Here is a 15,670-nt window from a genome sequence, read left to right as displayed (position 1 = left end):
CTACGAAATCAGCGGGACCCGTCCCGCGAAGGAGGACATCATGGGAAACTTCCAAGGCAAAACCGCACTTGTTACCGGCGGCGGTTCCGGGCTCGGGGAAGCGATCAGCAAGGACCTCGCGAAGAACGGCGCAAACGTGGTTGTTGTGGACGTCAATCTTGACGCTGCAACGCGTGTAGCCGACGAGATCAACGCGTCCGGCGGCAAGGCAAGTCCGTTCAAGGCCAACACTGCAGTGGCCGAGGACAACAAGAAGGCCGTCGACTTCGCTGTTGAGACCTATGGTGCCCTTAACTACGCGGTGAACAATGCCGGTATCGGCGGCGCCAACGCACCCGTTGGCGAAGTGGATATCGAGGATTGGGACCGTGTCATCTCCATCAACCTCAGCGGCGTGCTCTACGGGATGCGCTACCAGATCCCCGCCATCCTCGAGGCCGGTGCGTCCGAAGGCGCGATCGTCAACATGGCTTCCATCCACGGCGCCGTCGCAGCGCTGGGCAATGCCGCCTACACCGCCGCCAAGCACGGCGTGGTGGGCCTGACCAAGAATGCCGCTGCCGAATATGGAGCCCAGGGCCTTCGCGTCAACGCAATCGGCCCCGGCTACATCGAGACGCCCCTACTCTCCGCCGCACCCAGTGAAGTCATCGCCGGCCTCGAAGCCAAGCACTCCCTTGGCCGCTTGGGCCAGCCCGAAGAGATCGCGAACGTCACCACGTTCCTGCTGTCCGAGAAGGCGAGCTTCATGACCGGTTCGTACGTCCTGGTGGACGGCGGCTACACGGCTGTCTAGCTGAGCCCCTTACGCTGCATCCCTCCCGAGCCCCAAAGGATCGGGAGGGATTCTTTATTTCTTGTGCCCGCCAGGCGGTGGCAGTGTCCACTATTCGGCGTCACAGGGGCCGCATCACGGACATTTCCTACCTGAGTGGGCGGGGGTCTGGCATGCTGGACCCCATGGCTAGCCGAGCGGGCACAGTTGCCCTACCCCAGGACCTTGTTGACATTACTGCCCTGCTGGACGCGTACTTCGACGTAGTTCCGGATTTGGGCGATCCCGCGCAGCGCGTGGCGTTTGGAACGTCGGGCCACCGTGGATCGAGCCTGAAGGCCTCCTTTAATGAGGCCCACATCCTTGCCATCACCCAGGCGATCGTTGAATACCGCGGCCGCCAGGGAATCACCGGACCGCTCTTCATTGGCCGTGATACCCACGCCCTCAGCGAGCCTGCACAGAACTCCGCCTTGGAAGTGCTCGCAGCCAACGGCGTCACTGTGCTCGTAGACGCCCGGCACGGCTACACCCCCACGCCGGCGCTGAGCCACGCCATCCTGAAGTACAACCGCGAAGCAGCGCCGGGCACTCCCCAGGCTGATGGCATCGTGGTCACCCCCAGCCACAACCCGCCCGCTGACGGCGGCTTCAAGTACAACCCTCCGCATGGCGGTCCTGCCGACACCGACGCCACGGCTTGGATCGCCGAGCGTGCTAACCAGCTCCTGGAGAACGGGCTGCGCGGCGTCAAGCGCGTCCCCCTGAACGATGCCCTCAACGCTGACACGACAAGGAAATTCGACTTCCTCAGCAGCTACGTTGACGATCTCCCCTCCGTCCTGGACCTCGACGCGATCCGCAACGCGGGTGTGCGCATCGGCGCCGATCCCATGGGTGGCGCATCAGTGGACTACTGGGGCGAGATCGGCGAGCGCCATCAGCTGAACCTCACCGTGGTAAACCCGACGGTGGACCCGCAGTGGGCCTTCATGACCCTCGACTGGGACGAGAAGATCCGTATGGACTGCTCCTCGCCCTCGGCCATGGCTTCTCTGATCAAGCGCATGTCTTTGGGCGCTGACGGCAAGGCCGCCTATGACGTCGCCACTGGTAACGACGCCGACGCCGACCGCCACGGCATCGTCACGCCGGACGGTGGTTTGATGAACCCCAACCATTACCTCGCCGTCGCCATCGACTACCTGTACCGCAACCGCAGCGGCTGGAACCCCGAGTCCGTGGTCGGTAAGACCCTCGTCTCATCGTCGATCATCGACCGCGTTGCTGCCGGTCTTGGCCGCAAGCTGGTTGAGGTTCCCGTCGGCTTCAAGTGGTTCGTTCCCGGCCTGCTATCCGGTGAAGGTGCGTTCGGCGGCGAAGAGTCCGCAGGCGCCTCGTTCAACAAGCGTGACGGCAGCGTGTGGACCACGGACAAGGACGGCATCCTGCTGGCTCTGCTGGCCTCCGAGATCACGGCCGTCACAGGTTCTTCGCCGTCGCAGCTTTACAAGGGACTGACCGACCAGTTCGGTGCGCCCGTGTACGCCCGAATCGACGCCGCCGCCACCCGCGAACAGAAGTCCAAGCTGGGCAAGCTCTCCGCTTCCGATGTCACGGCAACCACCTTGGCAGGCGAAGAAATCACCGCGAAGCTCACCGAAGCCCCCGGCAATGGCGCTTCCATCGGTGGCCTCAAGGTGGTTACGGAAAACGCCTGGTTTGCGGCACGACCCTCCGGCACCGAGGACGTCTACAAGATCTACGCCGAGTCCTTCAAGGGTGCCGACCACCTGAAGCAGGTCCAGGACGAAGCCAAGGCCCTGGTGGACGGCGTCATCGCCTAGGCAGTTTGTGAGTCCGCGCCTTCCGCCGCGTCCTGGGTCCACAGCCTGAGGATGCGGCGGATGGTGTGGTTCCCTTCAGGGGCCATATCCACCAGTGCTATCCGGTCAAGGACGACGACGTCTCCCGGGCTTGGCCGCTTGCCGTCATGGTGGGAGATGTGCGGCCGGTAGTGGTCCAGGATGTAGTTCGGCGTTGCGATTCGTGCCCCGTTGCTGACGGCGGCTTCAACCAGCTCCACGTGGAGTCCCTGCAGCAACGGGTTGCGTTCGATCAGGCTTACCGGGATTGAACCCAGATGCCCAAAGCCCGCGTCCGCGCCAACGGTCAGCTCGGCTCCAAGGGCACCGCCGACCGGCGCCGCGGCGAGGTCCGCGAGTACACCGGCGACGTCGGCACTTCCGTCAGTGCCGACGTCGAACCTTAACAGGGTGATATGCAGCGGCCAGTCGCTGCGCGGAAAAACCAGCCCCTCGTGTACGGGCTCCGTGAACGCCACCCAAATCAGGTTCCGCATAGGCATAGTTTGCCACTCGCCTCCCGGTCGCGCGGGTGAGTGGCGGGATGTGATCGAGGGATCCGGAAAGGGCGGAGGGATGTGAGCGAGCATCGGAAGCTCCAGGACCCTCTCTCACGTCCCACCCGCTTTGATGGCTTCCTCTCTCACGTCCCACCCCTCACACGCCAACGCTCCTGCACTTTCATGCAGGAGCGTTGGTGTTTAAAGGAGTAAATCAGACCGTGCGTACAACGTCCTCGTAGGCGAACTTCGGCTTGGCTTCGCCCCAGGCGTCCGGGCCGGGCTGGCCGATGTTGACGATGAGGAAGCTCTTCTGGTCGCCGTTGGGGAAGAACTCCGCGTCGATGGCTGCGAAGTCGGCGCCGGTCATCGGGCCGGCAGCGAAACCGAGCGAGCGGACGGCGAGGATGAAATAGCCGGCCTGCAGGTGGGCGTTGTTGTTGCCCGTCGCGGCGGCGAGTTCGGCGTTCTCGTCGTACATGGCCTTGGGTGCGCCGTAGGCCGGGAGGAACTTGTCCCACTGGCCCTGCCAATCGGTGTCGTAGGACAGGATGGCCACCAGCGGCGCGGAAGCGGTCTTGGCCTGGTTCCCGCGGGACAGGTGGTCAACCAGCTTGGCGCGGGCCTCGTCCGAGCGGACGTACGTCACGCGGAGAGGCTGCGAGTTGAAGGCGGTGGGGCCGAACTTGGTGAGTTCGTAGATGGCACGGGCCTGCTCTTCGGTTACTTCGCCGGAGAAGCTGTTGGCTGTGCGGGCTTCGGCAAAGATGGCGTCGACTGCTGCGGCGTCAATGACTGCTTCTTCGTGTGCAATCGTCATGGATAAACCTTTCGCTGTGCCCTCGCCTCTACGGGTGGCCGGGCTCTTCTGCTTTCCATGGTTGCAACTTCAACTTCGCGTGTCCTCTTCCCGTGACGGCGCGTGACGTTAGGCACACACGGCGTTGCGGGGCCTGCTCTGCGTGCCAAATCGAACGCGAGGCGCGTACAGCGGGCCCCACAACGGCGGTAATGTTGCACCGAACCCCAACTTTTCATCTGAGGAAGGCACGCCATGAGCATGCTCGGCACCAAGTGGAAGCTCCACGGCAACGGCAAAACCATCCGGCCCGGCCACGTGGTGGCACCCGACGAGCGGCTCGCGTGGCCACTGACCATCGGCATCGGCATGCAGCATGTTGTGGCGATGTTCGGCGCAACCTTCCTTGTCCCGATCATCACAGGCATGCCACCGGCCACCACCCTGTTCTTCTCGGGTATCGGCACGCTTCTGTTCCTCGTGATCACCAGGGGGCGCGTGCCCAGCTACCTGGGTTCGAGCTTCGCGTTCATCGCCCCGATGCTCGCCTCCAAGGACCAGTACGGCGTTGCCGGCGCTTTGGGCGGCGTGGTGCTTGCCGGCGTCGTACTGGCGCTCATTGGCGCCGTCGTCCAAAAGTTCGGCGCCGAGTGGATCAACCGGCTGATGCCCCCGATCGTCACCGGCGCGATCGTCGCGCTGATCGGCCTCAACCTCGCGCCGGCCGCGAAGAACAACTTCGACGCCGCACCCGTCACCGCACTCATCACGCTGGTCACGATCATCCTTATTTCCGTCCTGTTCCGCGGAATCCTGGGCCGCCTCAGCATCCTCGTTGGCGTCGTGGTGGGATACCTCGTTGCCATGATGCGCGGCGAGGTTTCCTACGAGAAGATGGACGGCGCCGCCTGGGTTGGCCTGCCCACCTTCCAGACTCCAGAATTCCACATCGGCGTCGTGGGCCTGTTTGTCCCTGTGGTGCTGGTGCTGGTGGCTGAGAACGTGGGGCACGTGAAGTCGGTTGCCGCGATGACCGGCCAGAACCTCGACGGCGTTTCCGGCCGCGCGCTGATGGCCGACGGCGCGGCGACGGTACTTGCCGGGTTCGGCGGCGGTTCCGGCACCACCACCTATGCGGAAAACATCGGCGTCATGGCCGCCACCAAGGTCTATTCGACGGCGGCCTACTGGGTTGCCGGTATCTTCGCCATCCTGTTGAGCTTCTCTCCGAAGTTCGGGGAACTGATCGCGACCGTGCCCGCCGGTGTCCTTGGCGGGGCCGCGACGATGCTGTACGGCATGATCGGCGTCCTCGGCGTGAAGATCTGGGTGCAGAACAAAGTCAACTTCTCCAACCCGATCAACCTGACCACCGCCGCCGTCGCGCTCATTATTGGCATCGCGGACTACACCTGGACCATCGGCGACCTGAAGTTCACCGGCATCGCCCTTGGGTCCGCAGCTGCCTTGGTGATCTACCACGGCATGAAGGGCCTGGCCCGCTGGCGCGGGACCGTTGCCGAGCCGGAGACCGAGACGGCGGGACTGCCGCCCGCCGTGAAGTCGGCGATGAACGCTGCGGCGAAGCGGAGCGGGAAGAAGAAGTAACTAGCTTGGGAGGTCCGCGCCCTCAAATATTCGCGGAGCCCTGGAATAGCGAAAATGTCGCCACACCTTCGTTGAGCAGGTCAGAGACGGCTGCGGGAAGTCCGGCAAAGATCAGTCCGATGGGCAAACCTTCGCGGATGAAATGCTGCACGTCCGCGGCCCCGAGCGCCCGTGAATATCGTCAGGAGCCCTGGTCCTGTGAATCCTTATGAATCTCGTGAATCTCTGTTCAGCCTACTTGTCTCAACCGCTTCCCTGCATCGCCAATATCCCACCCGGCTAGCAATTCACAGAAAAAATAGTCAGCTTGCTTACTAACTCCTCTTTCCCTAGGCTGGATCAGGTCAGAGAAACAACTCTCGCAGCAGCGGCAGGCCAAAAGCCCGCCAGGCGCAGGGCAACAAACGCCCCAAAGCCAAGCAGCATACAGGAGGAGGAACAATGTCAGAACAGAGCATCGCAGGCAAGAAGGTCGCCTTCCTGTTGACGGACGGCGTGGAGCAGGTGGAGCTGACCAGCCCTTGGCAGGCAGTCAAGGACGCAGGAGGCGAGCCCACCCTCATTGCCCCCGAAAAGGGCAAGCTCCAGGGTTTCAACGGCGTGGACAAGGGTGACACGTTCGACGTCGACCTCGCAGTGGCCGACGCCAACGCCTCGGACTTCGACGCACTGGTACTCCCGGGCGGCGTCGTCAACGCCGACCGCCTCCGCGTCGACAAGGACGCCCAGAACTTCACCCGGGCCTTCTTCGAACAGCACAAGCCAGTGGCCTCGATCTGCCATGGGCCGTGGATCCTGATCGAAGCGGGCGTCATCAAGGGACGCAACGTCACCTCGTACCACACGCTCCAGACGGACCTCCGGAACGCCGGCGCCAACTGGAGCGACGAGGAAGTCGTCGTCGACCAAGGCCTCGTAACAAGCCGCAATCCGGACGATCTCCCGGCCTTCAACAGCAAGCTCGTGGAGGAAATCTCCGAGGGCCAGCACGCCGGCCAAACAGCTTAGCGCTTACCCGCGCCACCCACATACGGCGAGTGCCGCCGTCGTACTTTCACAAGAAGCACGACGGCGGCACTCGCCACGCCCAGCCACGTCACCAAAAAGACAACCCCGGAAAATTACACCGTCGTAATGTTGCGTAGCTCACATTCGATGCCTAGGCTGGGGGACGCTGCAGCGTGGCAGCAACCTGATGAAAGGCAACAAATTGACCAGCGAGAAGCTCTCCGTAGTTGTTCGAGTCGACGTTGACGGCGAACAGATCCAGATTGCAGCAACCGGTCACGTGACAACCTCGAGCCTCCAGGGCCTCTACCCCGTGGTTCAGCGCACCAAGAGCCTCGGCGGCGGGCTGGACGTTGAGATGGACCTTTCACAGGCCACCGTCGATGCCGACGCCCTGGACGAGTTGCAGATTTACGCGGAGCTCTATGAAGTTCCTGTTCGCCTGAACCCGGAAGCAGGCAACGTGACTGCATTGCCCTCCCGTCGTCGATTGACAACGGCCGCGGCCTGACCACCTCAAAGGTTGTATCGGGGGCCCTCGCCGCCCTTGTCCCGAAATAGTAAGCATGCTTATGGTAGTGGTGCACCCGGCAGTTCTCACGGAACCAAAGGAGGAGCACCATGACCATGACCGAAGTCGCCGACGGCGTCCACCGCTTCTCGGACGCCTACGTCAATTTCTACGTCGTCGAGGGTCGCGAAGGCCTCACGCTCGTGGATTCGGGGCTGCCTGCCATGTGGACCCCTTTGGAACGTGCGCTCCAGGGCCAAGGCTTCGAGCTGCGGGATATCCGGGCGCTCGTCCTGACCCACGCACACTTCGACCATCTGGGCCTGGCCAGACGGTTGCATCAGGAATTGGGGATTCCGGTTTGGGTCCACGCGGAAGATGCCTATATAGCCGAGCATCCCTACCGCTACCGGCACGAGCGCTCACGCTTCGTCTTCGCCCTTACACACCCGCGGGGTCTTCCCGTGCTGGCCTCCATGGGGAAGGCCGGCGCGTTCAAGGTGCCCGGAATCCGGGACGTGCGGCACTTCCCCGGAACGGGTGCCCTGCCGGTCCCCGGAAGCCCGGAGATCGTCTACTCGCCGGGCCACACGAGTGGCCACTGCGCCCTGTTCCTGCGCGAGCGGAGCATCCTGTTCAGCGGCGACGCCTTGGTGACCCTGGATCCGTACACCCAAAACAAGGGCCCCCGGATCGTTGCCGGAGCAGCAACGGCTAACAGTGCGCTGAATCTGGCCTCCCTCAAGCAATTGGCCCGAACCGGCGCGCAACTGGTACTTCCCGGGCACGGAGAACCTTGGACGGGCGGGATCGAAACGGCCGTGTCCATCGCCCGCGCCAACGGGCCGGCCTAGGATCGGATCACGAATGCGGCAACTACTTCTTTCCGGCCTTCAAATCGGAGACCACCTTGGCAACGCGGCGGGCCCTGGTTTCCGGCGTCTTGGCGTCCCCGAGGGGCTCAACGTATCGCCGCTGCGCGCTGTAGTTCAACGTCCCGTAGAACGCTTTGGCCTCCGGCTCATCCTCGAGTGCGGCGGCAAGATCCTCCGGAATTTCGACGACGCGCGGCTGCGTATCCACTTCCAGCCCCACTTCCAGGGTGTCACCGGCCGAAACGCCTGTCAGCTCCCTGTTCGCCGAGCTCACCCCCACCATGTATTTTCCGCCCATCACCGCGATGCTGCTGCGGTAACTCCGGCCGTTCATCGTCACGACCACCGGCGGCCGCTTGCCCGCGCCGAGCGCCTCGACAATTTCCTCGGGAACCTCAATCCCGGCCTTGTTTCCATCGCCAACGATGGTGGTGGTGAATTCCATGTGCCAAGTATGCCGGTAGACGCACGCTGTGGGCACGACTACGTTCGAAGATAACGCCCAACCCAAGCAAGGAGAGATCAATGGACAACCAGGACCTGCTGGAACGGATCCAGTCGCTGGTGGACGAGGAACACCGCCTGCGCGAGGCCTCCGAGGAAGACGGCGACGATAACCGCGCCAGGCTCGCCCAGCTTGAGGCGCAACTGGATCAGTGCTGGGATCTTCTCCGCCAGCGCCGTGCCAAACGCGACGCCGGCGAAAACCCGGACGACGCCGAGGCCCGTCCCATCAGCGAAGTCGAGGGTTACCGGCAGTAGGAGCTACGCCCCTTCAAGGACCTGACTGGTTGCCCAGGCCACGTACTTTCCGGCGTTGGCCACGGCGTCGGCGATGTCCGGGACGCCGTCTTTACGCTGGGCGACGTCCAGCAACTGGGCGGCGGCAACGATCCCATGCTTCGCCAGGTCTTCCGGCGTCACGGTAATCCGCCCTGCAACAGCCACCACGGGGATGCCATGGACGCTCGCTGCGTCCGCCAGCGCGATGGGCGCCTTGCCCGTGAGTGACTGCTCGTCCATGGAGCCTTCGCCGGTGATCACAAGGTCGGCCTCACCCAGGTGCTTGGCGAGTCCGGTGAGTCCGGCCACCAGCGCAAACCCGCCTTCGAGCGCGGCGTCGGTGAAAGCCAGGAACGACGCCGGGAACCCGCCTGCCGCTCCGGCTCCCGGAACGTTCACGTCACGGCCTGTAGCTTCCCGAAGGAGCGATGCCCAGTTGCGGAGACCGGCGTCGAGCTTTTCAACGGCGTCCTCGTCGGCGCCCTTCTGGGGGCCGAAGACGTGGGCGGCCCCCTCGGTGCCGTAGAGCGGGTTTTGGACGTCGACGGCGATGCGGAACTTCACGCCGGAGAGACGCGGATCCAGCTCGGAGACATCCAGGGCAACAACGTCGGCAAGGGAGCCTCCGCCGAGCGGCGCCACGTTTCCCGAAGCGTCGAGGGGCTTCAATCCCAAGGCACGCAGCGCTCCGCTGCCGCCGTCGGTCATCGCGGAGCCGCCGAGGCCCAGCACAATCTCGGTGGCACCAGCATCCAACGCCGCTGCGATGAGCTGGCCACAACCATAGCTGTGGGCGCGCAAGGAATTCTCCGGCGTAGGCTCCATGTGGGCAAGGCCGGATGCTTGGGCCGTTTCGATGACGGCTGTAGCTCCGCCAAAGGAATTCTTCCGGATGGCCCAGGAAGCACCAACAGGCTTAAGGATGGGGCCCACAACTGCGTTGTTCCGTTCCTCGTAGCCCGCTGCGATGGCGGCGTCGAGGGTGCCTTCCCCGCCATCTGCTACGGGAAACTGGGTGGTTACAGCGTCCGGGTAAACGCGGAGTGCACCTTCGGCCATGGCTGACGCGGCTTCGGCGGCGGTCAGTGATCCCTTGAACTTGTCAGGGGCAATGAGGATACGCATGAGATATATCATGCCAGCCCGCCCCGGAAAGCGCTTGCCCGAACGTAATGTTCGAAGCATTTGCGGGTATTTCTTCGCGCGCCGCGGCGCCGGATTCAGCCGTTGAGCACCCGCACAGGCGAACCGGCCAACCAGGCTTTCACGTCCTCGAACGCTCCGCCGTAGAACTGCCGGTAACTTTCATGCGTGACGTAGCCGATGTGCGGTGCGAGTACGGTCCGCGGAGAATGCAATAGGGCGTGTCCGGCGGGCAGTGGCTCTTCGTCGTAGACGTCAAGGGCCGCCCCACGAATCCAGCCTTCTTCCAAGGCCCGGCCCAGCGCGGCTTCGTCCACCAGCGGACCGCGGGCGGTGTTGACCAACAAGCCTTCAGGGCCGAGGAGTTGCAGTTCATGCGCTCCCACAATTCCCCTTGTCCGATCCGAGAGGCGCAAGTGGAGAGTGACGACGTCGGACTCCCTGAACAGCTCCTCCTTGGTGACCTTCCGCGCTCCGGCGGCCGAGGCCGCCTCAGCCGTGAGGTTCTGGCTCCAAGCGAGGACATCCATTCCGAAGGCCTGCGCGTAACGCGCCATGCGCGAACCGATTTTGCCCAGGCCCACGATTCCGAGCGTTTTACCCTCCAGTTCAAACCCGACGGCGGACTGCCAGTTGCCGGCCCGCAGCGAGTTCTCCTCCACAACCAGGTTGCGGGCGAAGGCGAGCAAAAGAGCCCACGCCAATTCGGGCGCCGCAGCCGGAGAGCCGGCCGTCCCGCAGACAACAATGTCACGCTCGGAAGCGGCCTCCATGTCTATGGCTGCGTTGGCCATTCCGGTGGTGACCAGCAGTTTGAGGTTGGTGAGCGAATCAAGGACGCGGCGAGGGAAGCGGGTTCGCTCCCGCATGGCAACGATGATGTCGAATGAGCCCAACGCCGCCACGGCTTGCTCTTCCGAAACGAAAGGCGCACTGAACACCGTAACTTTCACGTCGTCGTCCAGCAGTGACTCCCACGGCGCGTAGTCACCGGAGACCTGCTGATAGTCATCAAGGATGGCCAAACGGTATTGGGTCACGTGAATCTCCCTTGGCTCGCAGGCTGGACGCGTGGTTCCAGCCTCTCACGTCACGTGGCATTGATGGACCGAATCCGGCAATCCCTCGCATCCTGCAGCCAAAGATTCTAACGTTGTAAAGACGAATCTTTGCGCCATCGAAGGAGTTGCCTTGACCCACACTGACATTCCCAAGCCAGAGCACCCGCGCCCGCAACTCGTCCGCGATACGTGGCTGAACCTCAACGGCACGTGGGGCTTCGAGATCGACGCCGGGGATTCCGGCTTGGAGCGTGGCTTGCGTACGCGCGAACTCAGCCGCGACATCCTGGTCCCCTTTGCGCCGGAGTCGGCGATTTCGGGGGTGGAGCACGTCGATTTCATGGAAGCGGTTTGGTACCGGAAAGCGGTCACCATCCCGCCGGAGTGGGCCGGCCTCAAAACCCTCCTCCACTTCGGGGCGGTCGACCACGACGCCACCGTGTGGGTGAACGGCGTGGAAGTTGCCCGCCACCGGGGCGGCTTCACTCCCTTTACGGCGGACCTCAGCGACGTTGCAGAACCGGGTGCCGAAGCCGTGATTGTTGTGCGCGCACGCGATTCCCGCCATGACATGCAGGCGCGCGGCAAGCAGGCCACTTGGTACAACAACACGCACTGCCAATACACGCGCACCACCGGAATCTGGCAGACCGTGTGGTTGGAGGCCGTGCCGGATATCCACATCAAACGCCTCCGCATCACGCCGAACCTCGCAGACGCCAGCCTGACCGTCGAAGTGCCGGTTTCCCGGAACAGGAAAGGACACACGGTTGCCGCCACACTCAGCAGCGGAGAGGGCACTGTGTCCGAGTCCAAAACCAGCGCGGACCTTGATCTCGCCCCGTCTGTCCGGCTTAGCATCCCCGAGGATCGCCTCCGGCCGTGGTCCCCGGAAGATCCTTTCCTGTACGACCTGCGCGTCAGCATCAAGGATCCAAGCGGCCGGATCGTGGACGAGGTCAAGAGCTACGCCGCGATCCGCTCCGTCGCCCTGGACGGCAAGGTGGTCCGCATCAACGGGAAGGCGGTGTTCCAACGCCTCGTCCTCGACCAGGGCTATTGGCCCGAATCGCTCATGACCTCCCCGGACGATGCCGCGCTGGTCAAGGACATCGAGCTGTCCATGCAGGCGGGCTTCAACGGTGCCCGCCTGCACCAGAAGGTCTTCGAGGAGCGCTTCCTTTACCACGCAGACCGGCTCGGTTACCTGGTCTGGAGCGAGTTCGGGGATTGGGGCGTCTCCGGCGGCGGAACTATCGGCCACAACCAGCAGCCCACGGCCAGCTTCGTGGCGCAGTGGCTGGAAGTCCTCCAACGCGATTACAACCACCCCAGCATCATCGGCTGGTGCCCGCTCAACGAGACCCACCAGCACCTCCACGACCGGATCACCGTCCTGGACGATGTCACCCAGGCCATGTTCCTGGCTACCAAGCTCGCCGACCCCACGCGACCGGTGATCGATGCCTCGGGCTACTCCCACCGGGTCCGGGATACGGATATCTACGACTCCCACTCCTATGAACAGGATCCGGACAAGTTCCGGCTGGAACAGGAAGGCCTTGCCGAGGGCAAACCATTCCTGAACCGCGCCCACGACGGCGAAGACTACTCAGTCCCCTATAACGGACAGCCATTCTTCGTCTCCGAGTTCGGCGGCATCTGGTGGAATGAGGCCGAGGCCCGCCAGGCAGCGGAAGCCGCCGGCACCGACGTCGAAAGTTCGTGGGGCTACGGCCAGCGCGTGGCGAGCGAGGAAGAGTTTTACGCGCGCTTCGAGGGCCTCTGCAGCGTCCTGCTGGATAACCCGGACATGTTCGGTTACTGCTACACGCAGCTGACGGACGTGTTCCAGGAGAAGAACGGCATCTTCAATTTCGACCGCGGCGGTAAGTTCGATCTCGATAGGATCCGGGCCGTCCAGCAACGGCAAGCAGCCGTCGAGCGCGAATAACCCGCCGATTCCTGACAGTCAGATGCCCGACGGCGGCACGCGCCGGCGTCGGGCATCCCGCCTTGGTTGCCACTAGGCCTCCGCAGGCACTTCCGGACCTGTGGGCCAGCGAAGCAGGGCCGCCACCTGAACGCCGTCGGGCAGGGCGCCTGATGGAACCAACTGGACCCGTGCATCAGTCAGGGCCGCGGCACGAAGCAATGCTGCCGGAGCGGAGACTTTGGCTACCACATCGGCCCCCAGGTATTCGCCCTCGGTCGTTGCCACCCACGGCTCGGCGCTTAGGGCCAGCAGGGTGTGGTCGGCGAGCGCTCCGTCGTCGAGGACCAGGTCGTCAACCTGAGCCTGCTGCAGCGCGTGGACCACTGCGCCGGGTCCTGTGGCGGACAAAGAGTTGGCCTGCCCTTCCTGCTCAGCCAGCCTGTCCATGAGTCGCCGCTGCTCCTCCGCCCACTGCCGGGCGACCAGGGAGTTGACCTCGTCATCGAACTTTTCGCGGTCCGATCCGGGGGCGAGGGTGTGCGAGTCAATGGTGGAAAGAACCGCTTTGGCAGCCTCGGACAGCTGATCTGCAACCAACTGGCGGGCCCGGATATCACCGGACAAGATCACCAGCTTCGCTTGCCGTTCCCGCACCAGCTTGTCGACTTCCTCAGCCACCTGGTCCGCGTTGCGGCGCCAGACTTCCTCTGTGTGCCGCTGGTACCTGCCTTGCGACCATCCGCCGACGGGGACCTTCTTGATCGAGTCATCGTCGCCCTGCACGTGCTGGCTGGCCTCGACGCCGGGCGCGCCGGCCCTGTACAGGCGGATCTCGCCCTCGTCACGGCTGGCCTCCACAACCACGTAAGCGAAGCCGTCAGGATGGTGCTTCAGCAAGGGCAGGAGGTCCGGGACGTCGTCTTTGGAAACCCGCTCCGGAACAACCAACGCGCCTGGAAGGACCTCGTTGATCACCACTTCACCTTGGCGCACCAGGACAAACCGGCTGACCGGCGATGGCTGACCTTTGGCAGGTTGGATCGCTCCCTCGATGGCTGTGAGGTCCTCCTTCGAGGCACCCAGACCCTCCAAGGTATTCCGAACGTTGTCCGGCTGCACGTCCGCGTTTTCCAGACCGTCAACGGTGCCCGTGCTCGCGTCGACATAGGCCACGCACCAAGGCCCGTCCTGCCGGTAGAGCCCGGAGTACTTGGACAAGCTGTCAGTCATCAGGCCCACCCCCGGCGTCGCCGTTGCCGGTTTCCGGATTCAGTGCGTCCAGCACTTCCTGAGGGTCTGTTTCATCGGGGAACGGTTCAGTTTCCCGGCCTTCTTCGACATGCGGGGGTTTGGTTCCCCTGACGATTCCTTCGGTCTCGTGCTTCATCTGGTCGTCCAGTTCCGAGCCGTGCTTGGTGTTTCCTCGTTCAGCCACAATGCTCCTCCTTTTTACTTCGATGTGCCCTTGGATCAATGGGCGGTCAGCGGTTGACGAGCTTGAAAAAGGTGCTGTCCTCGCCGCTCGCCTTCTTTGCCGGAGGCAGGTACGGACGCTGCTGCCGGCGAAGATTATCCGGACACTTTCGACCCTAGCCCGGATGAGGGGGAAATAGAAAGGGTACTGATTATTTAATCGCTGAAGTTCTCTTCTCGTTGTGGCATCAGACCCACTGATGCCGGCGGATCAGCACTTCTTTGAGCAGGTCCAGCCGGTCCGAGACAATGCCGTCCACGCCAAGGTCCAGGAGCCGTTCCATTTCAGCGGGCTCGTTGATGGTCCACACGTGCACTTGCTTGTCCAGGCGGTGTGCGCGCCTGATGAACCCAGGGGTCACCACAGGCAAGCGGCCGTAGCGGACCGGGACCTGGAAAACGTCGACGCCGGCAAGCAGTTTGTTTGCCAAGGCAGCGGGGAGGACAGGGCCCAACAGGACAAACAGCGCAGTCAAGGAGCTGCCTGCGGAGGACGCGACGCGGCCCGAGAGCTTGGACAGGACAGCCCGACGACGCCTGTCCGAGAAGCTCGTGACCAGTACACGGCGATGGATTCCATGTTTTTCGATGGCTGCGGCCAGCGGGCCCACGGAGTTCCAGTCCTTCACGTCGAGGTTTAGCCGGGCCTCCGGGAAGGACGTGACGAGCTCGTCGAAGGTGGGTACGGGTTCCCGGCCTCCGATCCGCGCTTTGGCCACCTCGTTTGCCGCCAATTCCGCGACGCGCCCGGTGGAATCGGTAACACGATCCAGTGACTCATCGTGGAAGACCAAGACGACGCCGTCCCTTGTTGTGTGGACGTCCGTCTCAAGGTGCACAGTCCCCAACTCGATGGCAGCACGGAACGCTGCCATCGAGTTCTCCAAACCATCCAAGGAGAAGCCCCGGTGGGCGAAAGCCAGCGGACCGGAAGAACCGTCCTTGCGCAGGAAATAGGGCAGCGTCACACCCGTAGCGTAGCTGAGGCGCCCGCAGGCATTCAGCCCTCGCGCGGGACGATCGCCACGCCGTCGCTGACGTGCACAAGCGTCCGGCCGCGACCGCCGTCGAGCTCCACCCAAACGGCCGTGGCATCACCGGTGACGTCGTCCACCACGCCGTGCTCTGCGAATCCCGGATTCAGCGTCACGCTGACGCGGTCACCGCGGCGGAGTGAGCGCCAGTGGTGGTCCGGCTCGACACGGCGAACCGGTACGGAAGAGAAGTCGTTGATCCGACGCTTGGCCATGATGCCCCCTGCAAAATCCGAACGGTCCTTGGCCTGAAGCCTACGGTTGCAAGTTGAACGGCGGTTGTATGAAAACTGGGAAGT

17 protein-coding genes are annotated in these 15,670 nt (G+C 63.6%); 8 read left to right on the top strand and 9 right to left on the bottom strand.

All coding sequences use genetic code 11. The features are described from left to right. The first annotated feature begins 40 nt into the window (after positions 1-40). Both ACIPY2_RS13515 and pgm read left to right on the top strand, forming a co-directional pair. The gene (locus tag ACIPY2_RS13515) at positions 41-796 is read left to right on the top strand and encodes an SDR family NAD(P)-dependent oxidoreductase (protein ID WP_400266889.1); all 756 of its coding nucleotides are present in this window, start codon (positions 41-43) and stop codon (positions 794-796) included. Between the two features lie 164 nt (positions 797-960). Further along, entirely contained in the window at positions 961-2,622 is a 1,662-nt protein-coding gene (gene pgm / locus ACIPY2_RS13510) for a phosphoglucomutase (alpha-D-glucose-1,6-bisphosphate-dependent) (RefSeq protein WP_400266888.1), read from the top strand. Here pgm and ACIPY2_RS13505 read toward each other — a convergent pair. Together ACIPY2_RS13505 and ACIPY2_RS13500 are read right to left on the bottom strand one after the other, a co-directional pair. After that, complete coding sequence (locus ACIPY2_RS13505) at positions 2,619-3,137, bottom strand: hypothetical protein (RefSeq protein ID WP_400266887.1); 519 nt, start codon at positions 3,135-3,137, stop codon at positions 2,619-2,621. The genes pgm and ACIPY2_RS13505 overlap by 4 nt on opposite strands. A gap of 217 nt (positions 3,138-3,354) precedes the next feature. After that, positions 3,355-3,960 carry a malonic semialdehyde reductase gene (locus ACIPY2_RS13500; protein ID WP_144660056.1) on the bottom strand — a complete coding sequence of 202 codons (606 nt, stop codon included), beginning with the start codon at positions 3,958-3,960 and terminating at the stop codon, positions 3,355-3,357. A 234-nt stretch (positions 3,961-4,194) separates the two neighbouring features. On the opposite strand from ACIPY2_RS13500, the gene ACIPY2_RS13495 reads away from it, so the two are divergent. The 4 genes from ACIPY2_RS13495 (at position 4,195) to ACIPY2_RS13480 (ending at position 7,920) form a co-directional block, all read left to right on the top strand. Next, a complete protein-coding gene (locus tag ACIPY2_RS13495; RefSeq protein ID WP_400266886.1) occupies positions 4,195-5,547 on the top strand; it encodes a uracil-xanthine permease family protein in 1,353 nt (450 codons plus the stop codon). 441 nt (positions 5,548-5,988) lie between these two features. Further along, positions 5,989-6,555 carry a type 1 glutamine amidotransferase domain-containing protein gene (locus tag ACIPY2_RS13490; protein ID WP_400266885.1) on the top strand — a complete coding sequence of 189 codons (567 nt, stop codon included), beginning with the start codon at positions 5,989-5,991 and terminating at the stop codon, positions 6,553-6,555. Positions 6,556-6,757: 202 nt separating this feature from the next. After that, on the top strand, positions 6,758-7,066 hold the full coding sequence (locus ACIPY2_RS13485) for a hypothetical protein (RefSeq protein ID WP_400266884.1): 309 nt from the start codon (positions 6,758-6,760) through the stop codon (positions 7,064-7,066). A gap of 110 nt (positions 7,067-7,176) precedes the next feature. Next, a complete protein-coding gene (locus tag ACIPY2_RS13480) occupies positions 7,177-7,920 on the top strand; it encodes an MBL fold metallo-hydrolase (RefSeq protein ID WP_400266883.1) in 744 nt (247 codons plus the stop codon). A 22-nt stretch (positions 7,921-7,942) separates the two neighbouring features. Here ACIPY2_RS13480 and ACIPY2_RS13475 read toward each other — a convergent pair whose 3' ends face one another. Continuing rightward, positions 7,943-8,386: a YdeI/OmpD-associated family protein gene (locus tag ACIPY2_RS13475; protein ID WP_400266882.1), complete on the bottom strand. Its 444-nt coding sequence runs from the start codon at positions 8,384-8,386 to the stop codon at positions 7,943-7,945. An 80-nt stretch (positions 8,387-8,466) separates the two neighbouring features. Between ACIPY2_RS13475 and ACIPY2_RS13470 the strand changes: the two genes are divergently transcribed. After that, complete coding sequence (locus ACIPY2_RS13470) at positions 8,467-8,703, top strand: DUF2630 family protein (RefSeq protein ID WP_400266881.1); 237 nt, start codon at positions 8,467-8,469, stop codon at positions 8,701-8,703. A gap of 3 nt (positions 8,704-8,706) precedes the next feature. Here the strand turns inward: ACIPY2_RS13470 and ACIPY2_RS13465 are convergent, their stop codons facing one another. Next, entirely contained in the window at positions 8,707-9,849 is a 1,143-nt protein-coding gene (locus ACIPY2_RS13465; RefSeq protein ID WP_400266880.1) for a glycerate kinase, read from the bottom strand. A 95-nt stretch (positions 9,850-9,944) separates the two neighbouring features. Then, positions 9,945-10,907 carry a D-2-hydroxyacid dehydrogenase family protein gene (locus tag ACIPY2_RS13460; protein WP_400266879.1) on the bottom strand — a complete coding sequence of 321 codons (963 nt, stop codon included), beginning with the start codon at positions 10,905-10,907 and terminating at the stop codon, positions 9,945-9,947. 151 nt (positions 10,908-11,058) lie between these two features. On the opposite strand from ACIPY2_RS13460, the gene ACIPY2_RS13455 reads away from it, so the two are divergent. Next, positions 11,059-12,882, top strand: a complete 1,824-nt coding sequence (locus tag ACIPY2_RS13455) for a glycoside hydrolase family 2 protein (RefSeq protein ID WP_400266878.1) — start codon at positions 11,059-11,061, stop codon at positions 12,880-12,882. A 72-nt stretch (positions 12,883-12,954) separates the two neighbouring features. On the opposite strand, the gene ACIPY2_RS13450 is transcribed toward ACIPY2_RS13455, so the two are convergent. The 4 genes from ACIPY2_RS13450 to ACIPY2_RS13435 form a co-directional block, all read right to left on the bottom strand. Continuing rightward, complete coding sequence (locus ACIPY2_RS13450; protein WP_400266877.1) at positions 12,955-14,094, bottom strand: Vms1/Ankzf1 family peptidyl-tRNA hydrolase; 1,140 nt, start codon at positions 14,092-14,094, stop codon at positions 12,955-12,957. After that, positions 14,087-14,299 (bottom strand): hypothetical protein, encoded by a 213-nt coding sequence (locus ACIPY2_RS13445; RefSeq protein ID WP_400266876.1) that lies wholly within the window; start codon positions 14,297-14,299, stop codon positions 14,087-14,089. Before ACIPY2_RS13445 ends, ACIPY2_RS13450 begins: the two co-directional genes overlap by 8 nt. A 226-nt stretch (positions 14,300-14,525) precedes the next feature. After that, the gene (locus ACIPY2_RS13440; RefSeq protein ID WP_400266875.1) at positions 14,526-15,305 is read right to left on the bottom strand and encodes a glycerophosphodiester phosphodiesterase; all 780 of its coding nucleotides are present in this window, start codon (positions 15,303-15,305) and stop codon (positions 14,526-14,528) included. 32 nt (positions 15,306-15,337) lie between these two features. Further along, positions 15,338-15,586, bottom strand: coding sequence for a hypothetical protein (locus tag ACIPY2_RS13435; protein WP_400266874.1), 249 nt, complete (start codon positions 15,584-15,586; stop codon positions 15,338-15,340). Positions 15,587-15,670: the final 84 nt, after the last annotated feature.

Source organism: Paenarthrobacter sp. NPDC089675 (assembly GCF_044749185.1).
GTDB lineage: Bacteria > Actinomycetota > Actinomycetes > Actinomycetales > Micrococcaceae > Arthrobacter.
Note: the sequence above shows the minus strand (reverse complement) of the source record. Positions and strands in the feature narration are given on the sequence as shown.

Coding starts and splice junctions, on each gene's coding strand:
- ACIPY2_RS13515 (WP_400266889.1), top strand. CDS start 41: ATGGGAAACTTCCAAGGCAAAACCGCACTTGTTACCGGCGGCGGTTCC.
- pgm (WP_400266888.1), top strand. CDS start 961: ATGGCTAGCCGAGCGGGCACAGTTGCCCTACCCCAGGACCTTGTTGAC.
- ACIPY2_RS13505 (WP_400266887.1), bottom strand. CDS start 3,137: ATGCGGAACCTGATTTGGGTGGCGTTCACGGAGCCCGTACACGAGGGG.
- ACIPY2_RS13500 (WP_144660056.1), bottom strand. CDS start 3,960: ATGACGATTGCACACGAAGAAGCAGTCATTGACGCCGCAGCAGTCGAC.
- ACIPY2_RS13495 (WP_400266886.1), top strand. CDS start 4,195: ATGAGCATGCTCGGCACCAAGTGGAAGCTCCACGGCAACGGCAAAACC.
- ACIPY2_RS13490 (WP_400266885.1), top strand. CDS start 5,989: ATGTCAGAACAGAGCATCGCAGGCAAGAAGGTCGCCTTCCTGTTGACG.
- ACIPY2_RS13480 (WP_400266883.1), top strand. CDS start 7,177: ATGACCATGACCGAAGTCGCCGACGGCGTCCACCGCTTCTCGGACGCC.
- ACIPY2_RS13475 (WP_400266882.1), bottom strand. CDS start 8,386: ATGGAATTCACCACCACCATCGTTGGCGATGGAAACAAGGCCGGGATT.
- ACIPY2_RS13470 (WP_400266881.1), top strand. CDS start 8,467: ATGGACAACCAGGACCTGCTGGAACGGATCCAGTCGCTGGTGGACGAG.
- ACIPY2_RS13465 (WP_400266880.1), bottom strand. CDS start 9,849: ATGCGTATCCTCATTGCCCCTGACAAGTTCAAGGGATCACTGACCGCC.
- ACIPY2_RS13450 (WP_400266877.1), bottom strand. CDS start 14,094: ATGACTGACAGCTTGTCCAAGTACTCCGGGCTCTACCGGCAGGACGGG.
- ACIPY2_RS13435 (WP_400266874.1), bottom strand. CDS start 15,586: ATGGCCAAGCGTCGGATCAACGACTTCTCTTCCGTACCGGTTCGCCGT.